Consider the following 20,323-nt stretch of genomic DNA (forward strand, 5'->3'; position numbering starts at 1 on the left):
CTGATCGCAACCCGCTCGATTCGTCAACAACAGGTTTTTCATGTCTGGTGCAGAGCAAACAACGGACCAGAAATCTCCGGCGATATGGTGGGCGACGACGGGCGACATCAATGCTTTCTTTGGATTGATGCTCGACAACGTGGCGGGGTTGTTGTTGATGACCGCGTTGTTGGCGGGGTTTGGATTGCCAGCGGAGTTCACAGTCACGCACATGGTTCCCGGCACGGCGCTGGGGGTGATGCTGGGTGACATCGCGTTCTTTTTCATTGCCTTGCGGATGGGACGCCGGCAGAACCGAGACGACGTGACGGCGATGCCGCTGGGTTTGGACACGCCGTCGACGTTTGGGATGATTCTGTTGGTGTTGGGGCCCGCGTTCTTGGCAGCACGGGCGGGTGGAATGACGGAGTTGGAAGCGGCTCGTCACACTTGGCACATCGGGATTTGGTGCACAGTGATGTGCGGGGTGTTGAAGCTCATCTTGGCTCCCTTCGGGCAAGTCGTTCGGGATGCGATTCCGCGCGCTGGCTTGTTGGGTTCGTTGGCTGCGATCGCATTGGTGTTGATCAGCTTTTTTCCTCTGACGCACATTTTGGGTTCGCCCCTGCCAGGTTTGTTGGCGCTGGTGATGGTGCTGGGGACGTTGATCGCTCACCTGCCTTTGCCCGGTCGAACCCCGGGGACGCTGGGGGCGTTGATCGTTGCCGGAAGTGTTTACTACTTGTTGTGTTTGCTTGGAGTGGCCGGGTATGAATTTCCGACGACTCAGCCGACCGTTTGGTTTCCGACCCAGTGGATGGAATCGTGGCAGGGGACATGGTGGGGCGCGTTTCCCGATGCGGTTCCGTTCTTGCCGTTTGTGTTGCCGTTCGCATTGGCCACGGTGGTTGGTGGGATTGATTGCACGGAATCCGCCGCCTCGGCGGGCGATGAATACGATGCACGCACGGTGTTGGGCGTCGAAGCCGTGGCGACCTTTTTGGCCGGGCTGTCGGGCGGTGTGATTCAAACCACACCGTACATCGGTCACCCGGCTTACAAAGCGATGGGTGGCCGGGCGGCGTACACGTTGGCAACCGCGTTGCTGGTCGGGTCAGCGGGAATCGTTGGTTACTTTGCGTTGTTGAATGCTTGGATCCCCGCGCCGGCGGTGTATCCGATTTTGGTGTTCGTTGGGTTGGAGATCACGGCGCAAACCTTCACCGCAACACCACGCAAGCACTACGCGGCGGTCGTGATCGCTTGCCTGCCCGCGCTGGCGTATTTAGCGATGAGTTTGCCAGATCGAATCTTTGGGGATTCGTTGATGCTCGCAGGTGGGCACACGATGGATTCGCTGGTGGGCGGTCCGTTGAAGCATGACCTGCAGACCTTGCGAATGCTCAGCAACGGTTTCATCGTGACCGGGTTGCTGTGGTCTTGGACACTTGCGTCGATGATAGACCGCAAGCTGATTCGGGCCGGCGTTGTGATGCTGGGGGCCGCGGTGTTGACCTGCTTTGGCGTGATGCATTCGCCGATCGTGGGCAATCGCTTGTTCGTCCCGTTTTTGTTTGGCGAATCAAGCTCGTTGGGATTGCCGGGCGAGCATGTTGCCAAGGTGATGGAATACGTGGCGGGGTACGCGATCACAGGTGGGTTCTTGATCGCATGGGCCTGGTTCCTGCCGAAACCTTCCGCCGCGGACGATTCGGAAAGGAGCAGTCATGAACCGGCCGGCCTATCCGAGGTCAAGCCGTCATCCTGACGGGCACGTCGAAGTCAGCACTAGGCGGCACGCCGAATCGTGCTTCGCTCGGGAACGATGTGACATCCCAGCGTCTCGATTTCGAGTTTGAGCAGTCGGGCGACGACGTTGCTCGTCGAGGGGCGTTCGAGCGGATCGGGAGACACCATTTCTTCGATCAACTCAGCGACGGGTTCGACGCTGCGGGACTGAGTGGGCTCGGTCAACGCCAACGTTTGCAGCAGAATCTGGCCGAGGGAGTGCACATCCATGGCTGGCAGGGCGGCTGTGTTTCCGGCGGCCAGTTCTGGAGCAGCGTATCCCGGGGTTCCACGGAACAGAGGCGGCATCGGCGAATGAATTCTCGCAGCGTGCCCCAGATCGATCAGAGTCACATGTCCCTGGGAATCGACCAGCACGTTGTCGGGGTTGATGTCGCCGTGAATCCAGCCGTTTTGATGCAGGGCCTGCGTGGCTTGTGCGAGTTGCCGGGTCCACCAGAGAGCGATCGGCAGCGCGAATTGAGGGATTTTTGAAATTCGATTCGTCAAATTCATGGCGTCCAAACGAGGCATCACCACGTAGGGGGACGTGCCATGGGCGGATTCGTCCAGGATCGGCATCAGGTTGGGGTGTGTGATCCCTGCGGAGGCGATGATTTGAGCGAAACGTCGAGCCGGTTGGATGGCCGGGACGCTTGCGTTGCCTGTCAAACTGGCCGTTTTCAAGACGTAGTCCCAGCGTGGGCTGTCCGCGGCATCGGCGGGTTGAGCGAGAAACAACTCCGTCCCCTGGCCCTGGGCGATCGATCTGCCGACCCGCCAAATTCCCAGGATTCGTTGGGAAAACGGGCTGTTCATGGAGCAGGTGGGCGTCTCGGCGGCCGAAGTCGATTTTGAAGACGCGCGGGATTTGCCAAACATGAGCGATCCAAACAGGAGGCGAAGAGGTCTGGGAGCGGACAAACGGATTGGTCCGGAACCGAGAGTGACATCGACTAGGTCGATGGTTCCGGTCGAATCGACTCCTGGCGACCGGAAAAGTCCGCCAATTCGGCATGATTGCTGTCCCAATCGCTGGTTTCAGCGGGTCCAATGGGGGCTGGTTGTGCGGGTTGTAGGAGGTGGACGATTCATTCGGGGAACTTTGTCGATCGTGTTGACGTCACAAAGTATGCATTTCGTTGACACCGCATCGCCCCTAACTAGACTCGCTGTCGCGGTTTGCTGTTTGTGGCCACTTCCGCATCGTCACGGAAACGCCGTCAGGTGTGTGACAGCACTGCTTCCCCTTTTCTGGTCCCCAGGGGCCCATCCTGCCAGAGACCCTCGATGATTCATCGTCAGCCTTCTCAACCGTCGTCGGATTGGACTTCTCAAACCGCTACGGAGCGAAATCCATCCGATTCCAACGCGGGCAAAGGACGCTCGAAACGCCGCAGCGACCGGCGAAGTAAACGAACCCAGAAACGCCGTCTGATGATGGAAGGGTTGGAAACCCGCCAGCTCTTGGCGGCGGGTGGCATTGTGCCCAGTACCCCTGCCTTGGACGAGTACGACGGTCCTCGCAACGTCGGAACCGTCGCCGCATTCCCGATGTCGGAATCGGAATCTCGTGGGGAAGTTGGCGAGAACGATTTCTTTCAGGATGCGGAGTTCCTGCCGTTGGGGAACGGTGCAGGGCAGCGTGACACCATCGACCTGAGCGGCACCGCCGGGATTTTCCCGCGTGGCAATTTGGGTGTCACCACCGACATCGACGTGTTCTCGTTCAATCTGGAAGCCGGCGATATCTTGGATGTCGCAACTTTGGGTGGCTCCGCTCAATTCACGGTGATGCTGCCCAGCGGCCAAGTTTGGTTCGCCGTGGACAGCGTTCTCAATGGCTCCACGACCCAGTTCAACACTTACCCCGCTGACTCACCGCTTCAAACTTTGGGCAACCAAGCCTTTGCTCAGATCGTTCCAGAAGACGGAACTTACTATGTGATGGTTTCGGGTGAGTCGACCAGTGTCGATTACACCTTGGGGCTGCGAACGTATCGCCCCGTGACCGAGAGTCTGCCAGTTGGAGAAGGGCAGGTCATCTTCTTGGACTTTGACGGCGGTGTGTTCCCACGGGCGGTTCTGCGAGAAATTTATGCCCCCGCTGGTGATCCAATCCTGGGTGGGGTCGCGTTCATCCCTGGCATCGAACAAACCTTGAGCGGATTGGGAGTGGTCAACCAAGCAGCGGGTGCCATCGAGAATTTGCAACTGTCGATTGCGGCTGAAGTGGAACGCATCTTCGAAGACGTGGGTGCCAAGAACATCAACGGCGACTACGACTCGACGGGCAATCCTGGCGACTATGGGGTCACGATCCTCAATAGTTTGCAGCACGCTGATCCCGGCAGCAATCCAAATGTGTCTCGTGTTTTGGTCACGGGAACCTCAACGAACTATGGCTTCGAAGCCACGGTTGCTGAATCCGTTGACGTCGGCAACTTCAAGCTCGACGAGTACGCCATTGTTCAGTTGGATACTTGGGTTCCGTTCGCTCAAGCGTTTCCCCGTTCGGCGGGATCGAGTGAGTTCGACGTGTTGGCGACTTACTTGGGTGGCATTGCGGCTCACGAAGCAGCCCACATCTTGGGCATTCGGCACACCGACGGCACCAACTTGGTCGCGAATGTCAGCGATGAAGGTGGCGACCCAATCGCCGATGATCAACTGGTCGGCCTTGGCCCTGACGGCATCTATGGCACGGCGGACGACATCCCTTCGTCCTTTGAAACAGACATCTTTTCATTGGTTGAAGGCATCTTCGGTACCAATTACACCGCTCATTCGATCGCCTACGGTTTGTCCACCGGAACGGTTGGCTCCGGTGCGACCGGACGGATTTTCAACGACATCAATGGCGACGGCACGTTCACTGGCGACTCGGGACTCAGTGGCGTCACTGTCTTCTTGGACGTCAACGGCGATGGCCTGTTGAGTTCAGCCGATCCTTCGACGGTCACCGCTGCCGATGGCACCTACAGCTTGTTCGGTGCGTCGGGCAGTTACAACGTCATCGCGATGACGCCTTCCAACTTCGTGGCAACGACCCCCGTCAGTCGTTCGGTGACTCTGGGAAGCAGCAGCACGCTGCCGAGCTTTGGTTTCCGTCAGTTGCTGTCGGATGTGACCGGCCGGAAGTTTGAAGATGTGAACGAAAACGGCGTCTATGATCCAGGCGAACCTGGTGTCGAAGGTGCCTACATCTATGCCGACTTGGACGGCGATGATCGTCCTGACTTGGGTGAGCCATTCGCGCTCACCGATGAGGACGGTTTGTATACGCTCGACTTGTCCGAGGTGGATTATTCCTACGCGATTCGCGAAGTCGCGGAGGCTGGGTTCGAAGCAACCGTTCCGTTGTCCGGCGAATACGTCGTCACGCCCGGTAGCGGACCAGCAGAGGGTTTCAACTTCGGTGGCCGGTCGTCTCGCGATTTTGGCGATGCTCCGGACACGTACGGAACCTTGAGTGCATCCAATGGTGCCAGCCACGGGATCCTCAGTGGTCTGACTCTCGGTGCCACGGTGGATCGTGAGAGCGATGGGCAGCCCACGGCCGATGCCACGGGTGATGGTGCCGACGAAGATGGCATCCTGTTCACGGGCCCCTTGGTTCCCGGAACGACCAGTTCCATCCAGGTGACGGTCAACAACACCACCGGTGGCCAGGCTTACCTGCAAGGTTGGATCGACGTCGACGGCAGCGGAACCTTTGATTCGGATGAACGCTTCATCACGAACCAAGTCCTTGCGACTGGTGTCAGCTCGGTTCCCTTGACTCTGCCCAGCTTCACTTTGCCGGCGAGCGGCCTGCTCGACACGTTTGCTCGGTTCCGTCTGAGCCAAGACACCAACATCTCGGCCACAGGTTTTGTTGATACTGGTGAAGTGGAAGACTATGCCGTTCGACTTCTGAATGACGGCGACTTGGCCAATGACGACAGCGTCTCGGTGCCTCGCAACAGCCAAGGCTTCCCGATCGATGTCCTGGCCAATGACTTCAACTCGGCGTCCAATCCGCTGACGATCACCACGCAGGGCACCGCCGCGACCCAAGGGGTTGTGACCATCAGTGCCGGTGCCGCTGGTCAGCAGCAATTGCTTTACACGCCACCAAACAACTTCGTCGGACAGGACACGATCCAGTACCGAGTCACTGACACGCAAGGCAACGTGGCAACCGCCACGGTCAGCGTCAACGTGACGTTCCAAACCGAAGACCCAATCGCTTTGGATGACATCTATCGCATCCCAGCGAACGCGAACAGCAGCGGCGGATTCCCGCTGAATGTTCTCGACAATGACATTGCGTCGAATGCTCCCGGTGGACTGACCTTGGCGTCTGTCACCAACGGAACCGCGGGTGGAACCGTGGTCTTGACCCAGAACAACCAATCGGTCAGGTATACACCTGCCGCTGGATTCACCGGGTCGGAACAGTTCATGTACACGGTTCAAGACAGCGAGAACAATTTCTCGACTGCGACCGTGACCGTCTCGATCAACCCGGACTCCGATGCCGATGACTTGGCATCGTTCACGTTGGAAATCTTGGACGAAGTCAACGACACGCCACGTCCAACCTTGCAACAAGGCGACATTTTCCGCTTGCGAGTCAGCGTGGATGATTTGCGGGACCTGCCTGGGCAAACGCCACAAGGTCTGGCCTCTGCATTCTTGGACGTGTTGTACTCCAGCGAGTTGGTGACGACCGTTGATACCAACTCCAGCGACGCGTTCCCCTTTGACATCACCTTTGGTCCTAAGTTTGAAACTCCTGGCAGTTTCCAACTCGGCAATTCACTGACACCTGGTCTGCTCGATGAAATCGGTGCGGCTCAGTCCATCTCGAACCTGTCGTCCGTCAATGGACCTGGTGACGACGTCGCTTCGCACACCGGACCGGCGGAACTGTTCACTGTCACGCTGCAGGCAATTGGTTCCGGCATTGCCGTCTTCCAAGCTGACCCATCTGATGCCGCGGTCAGCGAAACGATTTTGATCGAACAGTCCTCTGCTTTGGGCTTTGGCGAAATTCGCTACGGTTCGGTTGAGGTCGCGATTGCACCGGCGGGACCGAACTTCCCTTCGGCGTTGGATGATTCCTTCCCGGAAGGTCTCGATAGCAACGGATCGCTGATCACCAGTGTTTCCGAATCCGAACTGGACGTGCTCGACAATGACTTGTTGGGAACCAGTGGCGAAGTCATCTCCTTCGAGATCAATCAAGGTGCTGCCAATGGCACCGCACTCGTTCGCGACAATGGCACGCCCAACGATCCAACCGATGACTACATCGGGTACACCGCGGACATTGGATTCAGTGGTTTTGATTCGTTCACCTATGTGACCACGGTTTCCAGCCCAACATTCGGGATTGTCACCAGCATCGCGGAAGTGACCTTGGTCGTGGGAGCCAATCAGGACCCCTTGGCTGAGTTCGACTTCGAGTTGGTGGACGAATCGGGCAACCCGATTTCGACCGTCGCGGTTGGCCAACGTTTTGGTGTTCGTATTATCGCGGATGACCTTACGCAACGGGACCCCTATCCTGTCTTCGCTGGCTTCCTCGATGTCCTCTACGACACCGGACGCATCGTCCCGTCCGACACAATTTCTGGCGATGACTTTGGATTTGATGTTGAATTCGCGGACGAATTCAACTCCTCGGCAGCCGTCGGCGTCAACACGCGTGCCGGTTTGATCGACGAATTCGGTTCGCTCCGAAGTGACACTGGTCTCCCTGCAACCGGCGTCAGCCCCTTGTTGGCAACGCTGTACTTCGAAGCGGTTGCACCAGGAACGGCAACGATCACTGGTTCGCCAGCCGACCGGTTCCCTTTCCAAGACACGTTGTTGGATGACCGCGACGAACGAGTTGATCCATCGCAGATCGTCTATGATTCACTGTCCTTCACGATCACCGGAAGCGGTGAGCCACTGCAGAACACGAACCTGCCAGCGGATGTGAACGGTGACAATTTGGTCACGGCCATTGACGCCTTGTTGGTCATCAACGAACTCTCACGTTTGGATTCCGCCGTTGCGGGCGAACCCGGATCTGCGAATTCGAGCCCGTACTACCACGACGTCAACGGAGACCGCCGCGTCAGTGCCATTGATGCTCTTCGAGTCATCAACTATCTGAACGAAGTCTCGGCCGGCGAATCAATTGCTGCTGCGGGCGAATCGATCTCAACGGGCATTCAAACGCTCTCCAGCGAAGCCTCGGATCAAGCGATCGGTGACTTGGCAGCAGAGTCAAAGGTCACGGGCGGAGCTGCTTCGGCAACCGATGCATCGTCCACCGGTGCAGTGGTGGTCGATAACTCCACGGCGGATTCGGACGACGACGATCTGCTGGACTTGTTGGCCGACGACGTTGCGGGTCTGTGGGGCTAACCCAGACCGGAAGTTCAACACCCAATCAAAAAGCGTGGCGAAGCAATGGCTTCGTCACGCTTTTTTTGTTGACTGGTCGAACTCAAAGCAGCTTGCTCATCGCACCTTGCATTGGAATTCGATCGAGACGGTTTCACCGACACCGAGTTCCTCGGTCAGCTTCCAGATCAATTGATCCGAGCCAGCTTGGTTCGGTTGGATGCTGAAATCGGCGTCCATGGTCGCGGATTCCGATTCGGCGATGTACTCCAGACGCGTGGTCAGGTTGTCCGTGACGACGACGCCGTTGACCGGCGAGTCACCCACATTCTGCAATCGCAACGCGAAAGTCACGGTGTCGCCGACCGGTGCGTGTTGTTTGTCAGCCAACTTGATCAGGTTGACGCGTCCCGCCTCGGGGAAGTCATACACCACCACGGCGTCGACCTTTTGGTCGCGGGTCAGCGTTGGCGGTTTCAAGTCTTGGATCTCGACTTCCACCGATTCGTCGATTGACCAAGCGATGGCGGCGTTGGCGAAGCGTTCGACCAGTGCCAGTTGGGACTCGTCCAATTCAGACAAGCTGAGTTGGCGGATGTTGGTCAGCAACGCCAGGACATCTTCGGCGACTTCGATTTGTTGAACGTTGTCGACGGGGACGCCACGATTGCGATCTCGCATCGCATCGACGCGTCGCGTCAGTTCGCTGTGAGCAATCTTGGTGGTGTCGGTCATGACCAACCCGGGCTGATCCAAATCAATGCCACGTGGCCCCACAGGTTGAAACGTGCCGCCGACGGTGATCGAACGATCATTCACAATCGCTCCCGTGATCCGACGCACCGATGCAAATCGAGGTGAGTACACGCAGACACGATTGGAGGCGGAGAACTCAATGTCGCCTGCCTCGGTGGTGTAGTGAGTGACGGTGTCTTCGGGCTGCAGGCCGTTGATCATGTCGCCTCGAGTCAACCGAGCTTGTGGATCTTGGTCCCCGCCGTCGCACAGGAACTCTTGTGGGTCGACACCCCACGGAGCGCGCATCATGGGCATGGCAGGCATCGGCTGACAGGCAACGCAATCGCCGGCCATGCCGTTTGTTGAACCGCATTCGCCGCCGCAGGCCGTGCTGCCGCATCCGCATGCGGTTTGATTTCGAAAGCCAACTTGAGCGATCGCTGGTTGACCGATCGTGGCTTCGGCCCCAGGAACGTTGGAGGTCACGGAAGTCGATCCGTACAACGATGCCACATCCAACGCAGGTGCAGTGGGAGCTGCCGGAGCCTGAGCGAATGGCTGAGCGGGTTGAGTCGGTTGGACCGGATGCTGGGTGAGCGAGGCGGTCGGCGACACGATGGGCGAGGCGACCGGCGTGGCGCAACCACTGATCAGCATCGCGGCAGCACCAACAGCCAACCAAGCCAAGCACATCGGTGCACTGTTTGATCGAGTGGCGTTCGTTGGTTGCGACAGGATCGCGATCTCGGAAAGGCGAGCTGGATGCATCATGATTCCGGCTTGAAGATGGGTGCCCAGGTGGGATAGCCAAAGAAAAACTGGGGTGCCAGTTCGTGGGAACGTGGCGGGGCGAGCGAGCCGATTCGCAGGATCGCGACGACTCGGCCGAGGCGATCGGCAACTTGCAGTGGGTCTTGGAACTGCGACACATCGATCGGAGTTTCGCCGCCGGTGTCGCTGCCCGTCGTGGGGGCTTGAGCGAGTGGCACGGCGGTTTGTGGGTCTTCGAGGTAGATCACTCGGGTGACCATCTGGCCATCCAATGCGGCTTGCAAGTCTTCTTCGTCGAGGGTGACGATCACTGGATAACGCGTTGCCAATCCCGGTGGCGGGTAGGTCCGGTCGACCATTTCCAAGGTTGGAAACAACTCCGCGCCTTCGGCACCGCGGATCCCGGTGATTTGAAAGCGGTAAACTTGGCCGACCAACAAACCCGCCATCAACCCCGGTTCGGGATCTACAAAGCTGCCCATTTGAGGCAATGCAAATCGAACGCCTTGTGGGCCTCGGATTTGAACGGGTTGATAGTAGGGAGCTTGCACTCCCATTGCCGCCGTGCCGCCTGGACCAGCCATCTGACGCGTGGCCGCGATCACGCCCGGTGGCATCGCGCCGTTGAACAATCGATGTTGTCCGTTGGACGAGAGGTACTGGGATGGGTCAGCCGCTGAAGAAGAGAGGCTGGTTGCCAACACGCAGGCGATCGCGAGCGACGGCAGAGCCCATCCGGCGTTCAGCAAGTTGCTGGGCGGAGTAATGCGTGCGATTGCCATGAGTCTCAATCCGGTTGCGATGTTCATTCTCGGGCAGCTGCGAAAGTTGCCCTGAGCGGTATTTTGCTCTGAGCGGTAGCTCGCTCTGGGCGGTTGCTCATTCATTGCAGGAACGCCACTTGCGCTGGGCAGTGACGATGCGGTGCGTTGCCGAAGCAAAACACCGCGTCGTGGTTCTGAGCAGTCAGGCCCGTGAGCCTGACTGCATTCGGTTGTCACCGGCTTTCCAATTCGGACGTTACTGACTAGTAAACGCCTTGGCTGGCCTTGTCGTAGAGAGGCCGACCGTTTGGAACGCCTGGGTTGATGTTCTGCTCAGTGATCCGAACACGGCTGACCGGGTTGGGGTAGCTCATGCCAGGTTGCTGGCGAACATCGATTCGCATCTTCTCAACCGGTTGTGGAATGTTCATGTGAGTGTGGTTGCGGATCACATGCTTCTTCAAACCGGCTGGAGCACCCAATGGAATGTGAGGTGGTCCAGGCAATCCAATCGGCGTGCCAGTGTGTGGCATCCCATACTGAGGAGCGTTGACACCAGCGATCATGCCGGGCATTCCCATCGGTGTGCCCGATTTGCCAGCACCTGGTCCGCCGCATCCGTCGGTCATTGCCGGAGCGAAAGGAGCGGGCAAGCCAGCGATCGGAGGACCCATCATGCCGCCCATTGCCATGCCACCGTTGCCGCCAGCCATCTCGATGTCTTTGTCACCCAAACGGATGATCGCCAAGATGCTACCGCGACGGTCGGCTTCGACGATTGGGTCGATGCCTGGATCGAGGCGGGTGCTGACAAGCGTGTCGATACCGGCCAAAGCAGGGCCTTGGAACTCGGGATCTGGTAGGTAGATGACTTTGGTGACGAAGTTACCGGTCAAGACTTGGTCGAAGTCTTCTTCGGTGAACTGGATCGGCACCGAGTTGTGAGCCAAGTACGCACCGGTCCGTGGGTTGGCGTAGGCCAATTCAACGGTCGGGTACAATTCCACACCGGGACGGCTAGGAATGTTGGTCAGCTTCAGGCGATACAGACCGCCTTGTGGGAAGTTCTGACGAGCGGGAACCACCATCGGTTCGCTGTCGAACATGCCGGCACCGGATTGGTCATAGCGAACTTGCATGCCATCTGGGTTGCCAAAAGTGACCTGGGCGGTCGAAACCATCCCAGGCATCATGCCGGGTGGTGGCATCATTGCCACGCCGCCACCAGGAGGAATGTTCGATCCGCCACTGAGACATCCGCCGCCACCACAGCTGCCGCCACATCCGCAATCGCCACCGGCGAGTTGACGGAAACCGACTTGCTGAATTTCGGGGTTGTTCTGTCCTGCCTGGACGATGCTCGAAGGCACTTCACCGAGGACGCCGTCGATGGCTCCCTCTGTGATCATGCCTTCTGTGCCCGTTGCAGCCGCAGGAGCGTTGGCTCCCATCATGCCGTAGGCCTGTGGGCCCAAGACACCGGGGCCGGGGCCTCCGACGCCTGGACCTGGTTGCATCATCCGCTGTTCTGGAGGCAGGTTGTGGCGAACCGGCACACATCCGGTGGCGAGGATCGCCGTGGCCGCCGCAAGCGCCAAATGAGTGACGATTCGTTTCATCTTTTCCCCCGTCTTGGGTCGCTGGGTTCTTCCCCCAACACTTGCCATGAATCGGACGAGTCGACAAGCGACTCGTTCGGGTTTCACGCAGCGTGGAACAAGAACTGGTTGTGATTCAATCGTTGAATCAAATCAAAATGGAAAGTCAGTGGTGTTCAGTTGTGACCAGATCTGGCTGGACGCGAAGCGGGAAAACGACCTAGGATCGGCCCTTCTTCCCCGCAACTGTTCTGTCAGGATCAGTCACTGCTCAGCTCATCGGCACACGAGAGGGCATTTCTTTGGCAAAATCGTCATAACCTCCCCATGAAGATTCACCCGCACGACTGCTTTGACTGTCTGAACCCGCACAGCGACGGTGCTGCTGATGTCAGTCGACGGAGCTTGGCAAGTCGCCTGATACCCCGGAAAACACTGGGAATACTGGCGGGATGCCTTTTCGCCTGCTTCCTTTTGGGCGGCCTCGCGACGGCGGTTTGCAATGAAATTCAGGCCTGGGGTGCGGATTCGATTGAGCCCAAAACAAATGGCCCTGCCGACCGATTGATCGCTCAGACAGTCCAACGAATCGGTCACGGACCCGCGTTTGATGCAAAAGTTCGCCAACGGGTTTGGGTCAGCGGACGAGAAATTTTAGGAGTCGGAACGTACGAACAAGCCGGCCAGGGAACCGGCCAGTTCAATTTGCAAGTCACGATGCTCGACGGCGAGGGAAAACACACGCTGCAACAAGTCAGCGACGGGCGATTGGCTTGGACCCGCGAACAGATCGGGGAACAAGTTTCCTTGCGGCGGGTGGATGTGGGACGCTTGGACCAATGGGTCAACGACTCACTCGCATCGCTGATGGGACGTGGCTCGCAAGGGGCAGCGGTTCCGACCACGATGAAACCCAGCGTCCGAGTCGGCGGGTGGACGGAAATGATGGACACCATTGCCTCGGAACATGACCTGACGTTGCAATCCGGCCAGCTCGAAGGCCGTGACGTTTGGATTGTCACGGGAACCCTCCGCAACGACGTGCGAACGCAACGCTTGCAAGAGTTTGGCACAACGTCTTGGCCAGAGCTTTGTCCCACGCAAGTCATGGTGTTGATTGCACGAAGCGACGATCCAGAAACCGGATTTGGAAACGGCCTGCCGCTGCTGATCCAATACTGTGGAGACCCAGTGCAACGGCAGACAGCGGAAGGCGAGGACAACCCGGCTATTTCGGATCTCGACAACCAAAGTCGCAGTGGCACCGACGCCAGCGAAGCAAGTGTGCTTGACGACTCCACTGCTGACCCGCAACTATCCCACCAACGAATGCTGACCGGGCCTTTGATCAGTTTGATTGAGCTGTATTCGCTGCGTCCGATCTCGCCTCCGCCGATCGGTCGCTTTCGATTTGAAAACCAAGACCTCGACGTCGAATTCACCAACGAAACCGATCGCTACTTGTCCCGTTACGGGATCGCGATCACGGAACGTCAAAGTCGAATGCTCCGGCGCTAATGAATCCCAAGTCATCACGTTCTTCGCTTCCTGCCAACGCCACGCTCCGAACGCGTTTGTTCTCTTGGGCGAAACTTGTTCGACTGCCCAATGGATTCACGGTGGTCGCCGATGTGTCGGCCGCGTTCTTGTTGGTGCTGGGCGCCAGCGGTTGGTTGCGATCGGGTGATGACCGTGCTGGTTCGGTTTGGCCATTCTTGGCGTTGGTCGTTGCCTCAGGAGTCGCCTTGTACTGGGGCGGCATGGTGCTCAACGATGTCTTTGACATCCGCGCTGATCGCCGAGCACGCAGCGAACGGCCGCTCCCGCGCCGCGAGATTCGGTTGGCGGATGCTCGGCGGGTCGGCTGGGCATTGCTCGTTGCGGGAATGGTTTTGGCTGCTTTGATCGGTACCGTCCCAGGTGTGATCGCGTTGCTCTTGAGCATCTGCATTGTCGCTTACGATGGCCCCTTCAAACGCACTCCCATCGCCTCCGTGTTGATGGGTGGGTGCCGCGTGTTGAGCTTCCTGCTGGGATCAACGGCGGCTCATTCTGTGATCCCTGCGGAGCAATGGCAGGGACGTGTGTCCGTCCTCGGCGAGCCCGTTTGGATGCACATCACACCCGTCTCGTTCGCGTTTGCAATCGGCATGGGACTTTACATCACCGGTGTCACCACGTTCGCCCGTCGTGAAGCGATCGGTGATCGCAGCCTGCACCTTCCGTGGGGCTGGTTTGGGATGACATTGGGCGGCCTGGTGCTCGCGCTCGCCCCTCGTGTTGCCAGCCTCTTCCCGGCCGCGAACGTGCCAGTGGATTGGACCCGTGGTTGGCAAATTGACCCCGTGCTGATCTTTCCCGCCACGATTGCCTTGATGATCGTGCCGACGCTTGCGAGAGGCTGGACAGCCTGGCGATCCCCGTCTCCCAAACGCATTCAGCTCACAATCAAGTCCGCGATCATGGCGATCATTCCCTTGATGGCCGCGATCACCATGCTCGGTGCCGGAGCCATCCCATCGCTCTGCGTCTTCGCCCTGGTGATCCCCTCCACATGGCTCGCCCGCCGCTTCCGAGTGACGTAAAAGGTGTCAGGTACGAATGGCAACGACTCCCCGGCAACTATTGAATTTGTTCAAACCCGGTCGGTAAAACCTTGTATTCGACCGGCGTTCCATTCGGTAGATTGCAGCTCACTCGACATTGATAGGGAGAGGGACCTTGTATTAATACCCCAGTGAAATTCTTGATCGTCACGTGGTCGACAATCTCAAATGATTTGAAATCAACAACGAACAAAACGGACTTGGCCTCTTCTCGGAGAGCTTGGGATTCCCGAACAGAAATCGGTTTGCCTTCTTCATATTCCCGCTTCTGACTATACCAGAGCAGTTTTGTTTCTGGCGATTCAGGAAAATCAATCACCTTGCAATTCAGTGATCCGACCGGTGTCATGTCAAGAAAATCGAAAACGTCGTTGTTGGTTCCCGACAAAGCCAGTCGACAAAGCACGCTCGTACCGAGCCGGGAATGAGCCAAGTTCTCATTTCGACTTTCAACTAAACATTCGTAGGACTCGACGGTTTCCGCTAATTTAGCAGCCTCCGATTTCAACAAGAGATTTTCACGATGCGATCGAACAAGAAAAGCGGAGGCAATCGTAGCGATCGCTAGAAGTAAAGCGATTGTGACATTTTTCATTCGTTCGTTATCGCAACCTAAGTGGGGTGAGCTATCAAAGCCGACTGCGCTACGCCGATTGCATTTGAGACACTGCGAACGCTTGCGTTGAAGCAGGTCGGCAGGAGCCTTTCGGCATTTGGACTGTTTCGGTAAACGTCGTTGCTCCCACGTACAACCGGGGCTAACGCCCAAACGGCTCACATGATGATGCCCGATCATTCCTGCCGACCTGCTTAGCGGCCTGTTGATTTAATCTTAACCCGAAGCGTTACCGCTTGTCGATTGAGTCGTCAACGAGGTTTTAACGCGTGTAGGAGGGGCACTCTTGCCCGTCAAAGTTGCGGATGTCGGATAAGAGTGGCCACACTACAGCAATATCGACAAGCCGGGTAACGAAGAATCGCGTGCCATTCCAACCAGCGGAGGTTGCATAGCGTGATCGCAAGTTGGAGGAGGCCCGTACGCGTCGTTGTCAGCAAAAGCGAAAACGACACGCTTATGTAAGAAACTGCAAAGGCTTCGGTCGAAGGATAGAGCCCTGCTGCGGAGCAACCGGAGCGCCGCGCCGAGTGAAAAGTCGAAGGGCGGCGGTCTCGAAAGATGCCGTCACTCTTCCCTTCGATTCTTCCATCATACGAAAAATCTTTCGGGCAGGATGCCCGAATTCACCGGCAGGAAGCCATCACAATGTGTAACTCGCAGAAACGCAAATTCCCGTTCCTACTGAACCAAGACAATGTCTGAACAATCTCACATCCTGGACCGTTGTCACTAAATTTCGATAAGATCCTTCCACAAGGAAACGAGGTTCCGTGAGGTCGCCGGATTTTCTTGCAGCCATTGGCACATCGCGAGTCGACGTTCGGGGCCTTCGTGGTTTTCCAGTTGGGCGGTGCGGACTTTGGGTTGGCCACCGGCCTCGTTTCGCCAAAACCGTTCTGCCGATTCGCTGGCGAGGTGGTCGCCAAACCGAACGGCGAAGTCGGAGGTTTCGCCCACGAACAACACGGAATCGTCTCGGGCGAGCACCTGGTACAGGCCGCCTTTTGCGGAGCCGCTTTTCGAACTCGGCCCGGAGGTGGCAGTCCAGTTTTTGGCTGCTGAGAACTTCAGGGGCGAGTGCTCTGGTGCGTCTTCACTCGGTTGGTTCTCGCGAGCCGCGGTGGCCCATGATCGCAGTTGGGTCGCACACCAACGAAGTGTCATAGGATCGGCGTCAGCCGCATGCAGCAACGCTTCGCGATCAAACTCTTCGAGTAACTTGGGATCGGTGAAGATATCGTCCAAGCTGTGTTCGGGATAATGCTGCGCGAGTTTGGACCACGCCAATTCAGCGGCGTAGCTGAATCGTTCCAGTGTGGTCGTCGGGATCGTGGTGGGACGCACGGTGTGAATGCCTTCGGCGGTCAGTGCACCGGACGCGCGCAGTTCGATCAGTCGCTGACGTCGGGACGCGGCGGGTTCGCGTTCGGAGATCCGGCGACACGCGGTTTCCAGGCGATCGCTGAGGACCGGATCGAGCAGCACCCGATCGACGGAGTGGCCGTCATGGATGTCTCGGAAGGCGTTGATCAGTTCGCCATCGGTCATCGCACGCATGGTTTCAAATTGGAATTCCATCTGAGGCCCCACCTGTTGGGTTGCCCAGCGTTGGCGTTCTTCTTCCTCGCGAGCTAGCTTTTCCGCCTTGGTTTCGTTCTTCTTGCCGTTGGTGGCGGGGGCGCTGCGAAGAGGGTCTGCGGCACCAGTGAGCGGATCGCCAACACGAATTTGTTCGAGACGTTCGTTTCCGAGCGAAACATATTCTTCGCTCATCTCAAAACTGATGAACTCACGACCGAGCTTTTTTGCAACAGCGACGGTGGTGGCACTGCCGCTGAAGGGATCCAGCACTTTGTCGCCGGGGTCGCTGCAGGCCCGGACGATGCGGCCGAGCAACTGTTCTGGCATTTGACAGCCATGGAACCCAGCACGCTCCTTGAACGTGCCCGCGACTCGAGGGAAGTACCAGATGTCCTCATCGGCTGTGAAGCCGTAGGGCAGGTCCTGGGGCCGCAGGATCCAAGTGTCATCGGGCATCCGGCCTTTGCTGTTGGCGCGGCGGTCGTTGTAGACCAATTGCCGGGCGGAAGGCACTCGCACGGCTGGATCGTCGGCGTTGAATTTGAAGTGCTTTTCGTCTTTGACGAAGTGAAACAAATGGGCGTGTGACCGCGTGAATTTGTATTTGCAGTGCACGCCAAAGGTGTAGTACCAGATGACCCAACTGCGGCACCGGAAGCCGATGTTTTGCGACAGCACCTTCAGTTCGGCAGCGTATTCGTCTCCGATCGCCAGCCAGAAGGCTCCATCATCGGCCAGAACACGGTGCACGCCGCGAATCCAGTTTTCGGACCACTGCAGGTATTCATCGGATTCCAACGAGTCATCGTAGACGTCGTAGGTGTATCCAATGTTGAACGGTGGATCGGCAAAAGCCAGGTCGATGCAGCCGTCTGGCAGCTTCGCCATGCCCTCGACGCAATCTGAAACGTGAATTTGTCCGAAGGCTGGAGAGGTCATACAAACATTCAGATCCGTTCACGGGCCACAATCGATCAACTGTTGGGCCGGATGATCCACCATAACCGTTCGAAGATCAACGCCTCGTCGTCGCCCGATGCCAGGGCCTGGTGTGCCAGTTCGCGTTCGGAGGGGTTGAGTTTCAGTTGACCGGCCAAATGAGCGACGTGGTCCAAGCGGCTGTCGAAATCCGGCAACTGAGAAATCCACGCGGGAACAATCATCGAGGATCGCATGGGATACCCCGTCGCGGCGACCGCGGTTTTGCGATCCCCGTTCTTTTCAGGACGACGCTTTTCCGAGTTTGAGGGCGTGCCATCGGCGGACAATTCGCTGCCCAGGGGCTGAGCCAGCAATGTGTCGCGACCGCTGTCGCCCGGCCAGTTTGGCTTGGCATCGAGCAAAGCGACTTGCAACCGACGCTGAGCGGATCCAGGACGCCGAAACGGAGATCGAGCCGCCATCGCGTGGACGGCGGACACCGCGCTGGACCATTGTTGATCGTCGGCGATCAAAACTCCTTGTGGCGACATCGCATCGGGAACCGAGCGAGTCATCACGGCATCGGACAACAAAATCGACAGGCTGCGAAGCACGTCGAAATCACTGGCGATCAAATCATCCACCAGTGGACGAAGCGTCTCGGACGGGACGGAGGCAGCCGAAGCGACCGACAGATCAAACGGGCTGGTCGTGGACGGCGAATCGTGAACCATTGCAAACAAGGTCGACACGATGCCCTCCGCCAAGTCCCGTGAGCCAACCAAGTTGTCGGACCAGGCCTGTGATTCTTCTTGGGAGGGGCGCTTCGCCAATTGACGACGTCCGTCCAGGGTGTCGTAGAAGAGATCCTTGTTGGCTCGCGACGGGTTCAGCAGTGGGGCCAGTCCTGCTGCGACGGTCCAGTAATCGGCTTGCGTTGGAACCTCGTCACCGGAGTTGGGAACATCGTGGCAGCGTTGGCAACGCAGATCCTTGTGACTGGTCAAAGCTGCTGTCTTGACCGTGACTTCGTGCAAGTCCGTCGGTTGCAACATTCGAATCCACGGGGTCGCCGCCGATTTCGAGGAGTCCGATTTTTCGTCCGGACTGGGGTTGGAATCGGCCTTCGACGGGAGCATCCAAGCGGCGATCAAGCGATCGGCACCCGATCCGCTCTTCAGCACTTCACTGAGACTTTCAGAGGCATCTTGGTGCTTGGAATTCTTTCCCAAGATCGCGGTCAGCAACCGCTTCGAGATCGCTTGGCGATTCGATGGGTTAGCGATCGCTGTTCGAATGGCTTTGGCATCGCCGATCGCATCGACGGGAATCACCAGACCCAAGCGGTCAGCGAGTTCCTGTTGAATCGATTCCTTTTTACGCGAAGGCGTGGGGCTGACGCCCAGGCGTTTCCAGTGTGACTGCCAACGCGAGTTGATGTTCTGCGAAACCAAGGTGATTGACGGAACCGCGGCGGATGGTGAAGCCGATTGGGTGTCTTGCTGACTTGGTAACTCGGGCGAGAGCGAGCCTGGATCGCCATCGAGGGCGGTCGAAGGATCACCAGCCAACTCGATTGGTTGAGCACGTTTTCGGGGAGCAGGCTTGGGTTGTGGGGACGCGTCTTCGCTTTCCACCACAGCAGACGGGGTGGGCACGGATGGCGCGGCGTTGTCGGTCGCCTCCTCGGCGATCGCTTGCAGAGCCACCCCGGATCGGTACTTCACGCCCACGGCGATTCCGACGCACAGCAACAATCCGGCGGCGATGCCGATCAGGATCGTGGCAAGCGAAGGTTGGGAGGAGTGCTCGGCAACGGGAGAAGCGGATTGGTTCTTGGAACCCGCGAGTTTGGATTCTGACCCCGCGTTTTCGTCCGCCAGTCGTCGCAGGATGAGTCCGGTTTGATCGGACGGTGTGGGACCACCGAGAGCTTCCTGGATCAGCAGGTCCAGCATCGCGTCCTCGCGCAACGAGTCCGGTCCCTGGGAGTCAGGGCCAGTGTTCCGAGGGGGATCCTCGTGCGGTTCGGCGGGGGAAGGGTTTGTATTCATGATGGTTGAGTCACAGCGCGGAGTTTTTCTTCCACGCATTCTCGAAGTTGTGCTTTCGCTCGCTGCATCAGGTTTCGGGCTCCGTGGTCGGAAATGCCCAGGTTTTCACCAATTTGCACGCGAGGTGTGTTGTGAACGAAACGCATTGCCAAGGCGTCGCGAGCACGTTCGGTCAGTCCCTCCATGCATTCTCGGAGGGCTTCGACGGTTTCATTGCCCGTCAAATCCTTGCCCGCCCATCGTTGCCAACTTTCGTCCAGCAACTCAGGTGAATCAGAAAGTCGGATCCGTCCGAACTTTCGGTGGTATGAAACGAGGAGGTTGTACGCCGTGCGGCGAAGGTATTCTGAAGTGGCTTCGTCTGAATGTTGAACGAAGTTGTCTCGTCGAAGTACACGCAGAAACGTCTCCTGCGTCAAATCGTCCGCCGTGGCGGAGTCACATCCGAGCAGTCGCAAATACCGCCAAATTCCATCTTGGTGGCGGACAACCAATTCAGCTGGTGAAAGTTCACTCACGC

The 20,323-nt window shown here is 58.0% G+C and carries 12 protein-coding genes; 4 read left to right on the forward strand and 8 right to left on the reverse strand.

What is annotated here, in order from left to right; genetic code table 11:
- The first annotated feature begins 82 nt into the window (after nucleotides 1-82).
- Nucleotides 83-1,747 carry a permease gene (locus tag UH5x_RS22435; RefSeq protein WP_482636054.1) on the forward strand — a complete coding sequence of 555 codons (1,665 nt, stop codon included), beginning with the start codon at nucleotides 83-85 and terminating at the stop codon, nucleotides 1,745-1,747.
- Nucleotides 1,748-1,767: 20 nt separating this feature from the next.
- On the opposite strand, the gene UH5x_RS22440 is transcribed toward UH5x_RS22435, so the two are convergent.
- Nucleotides 1,768-2,649, reverse strand: coding sequence for a serine/threonine protein kinase (locus UH5x_RS22440; protein WP_482633736.1), 882 nt, complete (start codon nucleotides 2,647-2,649; stop codon nucleotides 1,768-1,770).
- 408 nt (nucleotides 2,650-3,057) lie between these two features.
- Here UH5x_RS22440 and UH5x_RS22445 point away from each other — a divergent pair, with 408 nt between their 5' ends.
- A complete protein-coding gene (locus UH5x_RS22445; RefSeq protein WP_482633737.1) occupies nucleotides 3,058-8,172 on the forward strand; it encodes an Ig-like domain-containing protein in 5,115 nt (1,704 codons plus the stop codon).
- A gap of 96 nt (nucleotides 8,173-8,268) precedes the next feature.
- Here UH5x_RS22445 and UH5x_RS22450 read toward each other — a convergent pair whose 3' ends face one another.
- The 3 genes from UH5x_RS22450 to UH5x_RS22460 all read right to left on the reverse strand — a co-directional run bounded on the left by UH5x_RS22450 (nucleotide 8,269) and on the right by UH5x_RS22460 (nucleotide 12,043).
- Nucleotides 8,269-9,660 carry a DUF11 domain-containing protein gene (locus UH5x_RS22450; protein WP_482633738.1) on the reverse strand — a complete coding sequence of 464 codons (1,392 nt, stop codon included), beginning with the start codon at nucleotides 9,658-9,660 and terminating at the stop codon, nucleotides 8,269-8,271.
- A complete protein-coding gene (locus tag UH5x_RS22455) occupies nucleotides 9,657-10,442 on the reverse strand; it encodes a hypothetical protein (RefSeq protein ID WP_047815050.1) in 786 nt (261 codons plus the stop codon). The genes UH5x_RS22450 and UH5x_RS22455 overlap by 4 nt, the downstream gene beginning before the upstream one ends.
- 245 nt (nucleotides 10,443-10,687) lie before the next feature.
- Nucleotides 10,688-12,043: a hypothetical protein gene (locus tag UH5x_RS22460; RefSeq protein WP_047815049.1), complete on the reverse strand. Its 1,356-nt coding sequence runs from the start codon at nucleotides 12,041-12,043 to the stop codon at nucleotides 10,688-10,690.
- A gap of 306 nt (nucleotides 12,044-12,349) precedes the next feature.
- Here UH5x_RS22460 and UH5x_RS22465 point away from each other — a divergent pair, with 306 nt between their 5' ends.
- The gene (locus UH5x_RS22465) at nucleotides 12,350-13,540 is read left to right on the forward strand and encodes a hypothetical protein (RefSeq protein WP_482633739.1); all 1,191 of its coding nucleotides are present in this window, start codon (nucleotides 12,350-12,352) and stop codon (nucleotides 13,538-13,540) included.
- Nucleotides 13,540-14,607, forward strand: a complete 1,068-nt coding sequence (locus UH5x_RS22470; protein ID WP_482633740.1) for a UbiA family prenyltransferase — start codon at nucleotides 13,540-13,542, stop codon at nucleotides 14,605-14,607. Before UH5x_RS22465 ends, UH5x_RS22470 begins: the two co-directional genes overlap by 1 nt.
- A gap of 37 nt (nucleotides 14,608-14,644) precedes the next feature.
- Here UH5x_RS22470 and UH5x_RS22475 read toward each other — a convergent pair whose 3' ends face one another.
- The 4 genes from UH5x_RS22475 to UH5x_RS22490 form a co-directional block, all read right to left on the reverse strand.
- Nucleotides 14,645-15,223 carry a hypothetical protein gene (locus tag UH5x_RS22475; protein WP_482633741.1) on the reverse strand — a complete coding sequence of 193 codons (579 nt, stop codon included), beginning with the start codon at nucleotides 15,221-15,223 and terminating at the stop codon, nucleotides 14,645-14,647.
- 753 nt (nucleotides 15,224-15,976) lie between these two features.
- A complete protein-coding gene (locus UH5x_RS22480) occupies nucleotides 15,977-17,767 on the reverse strand; it encodes a DNA methyltransferase (RefSeq protein ID WP_482633742.1) in 1,791 nt (596 codons plus the stop codon).
- Nucleotides 17,768-17,802: 35 nt separating this feature from the next.
- Nucleotides 17,803-19,803, reverse strand: coding sequence for a hypothetical protein (locus UH5x_RS22485; protein ID WP_482633743.1), 2,001 nt, complete (start codon nucleotides 19,801-19,803; stop codon nucleotides 17,803-17,805).
- Nucleotides 19,800-20,321, reverse strand: coding sequence for a sigma-70 family RNA polymerase sigma factor (locus tag UH5x_RS22490; RefSeq protein ID WP_047815048.1), 522 nt, complete (start codon nucleotides 20,319-20,321; stop codon nucleotides 19,800-19,802). The genes UH5x_RS22485 and UH5x_RS22490 overlap by 4 nt, the downstream gene beginning before the upstream one ends.
- Nucleotides 20,322-20,323: the final 2 nt, after the last annotated feature.

The sequence above is a fragment of the Rhodopirellula sp. UH5 genome (assembly GCF_056839225.1).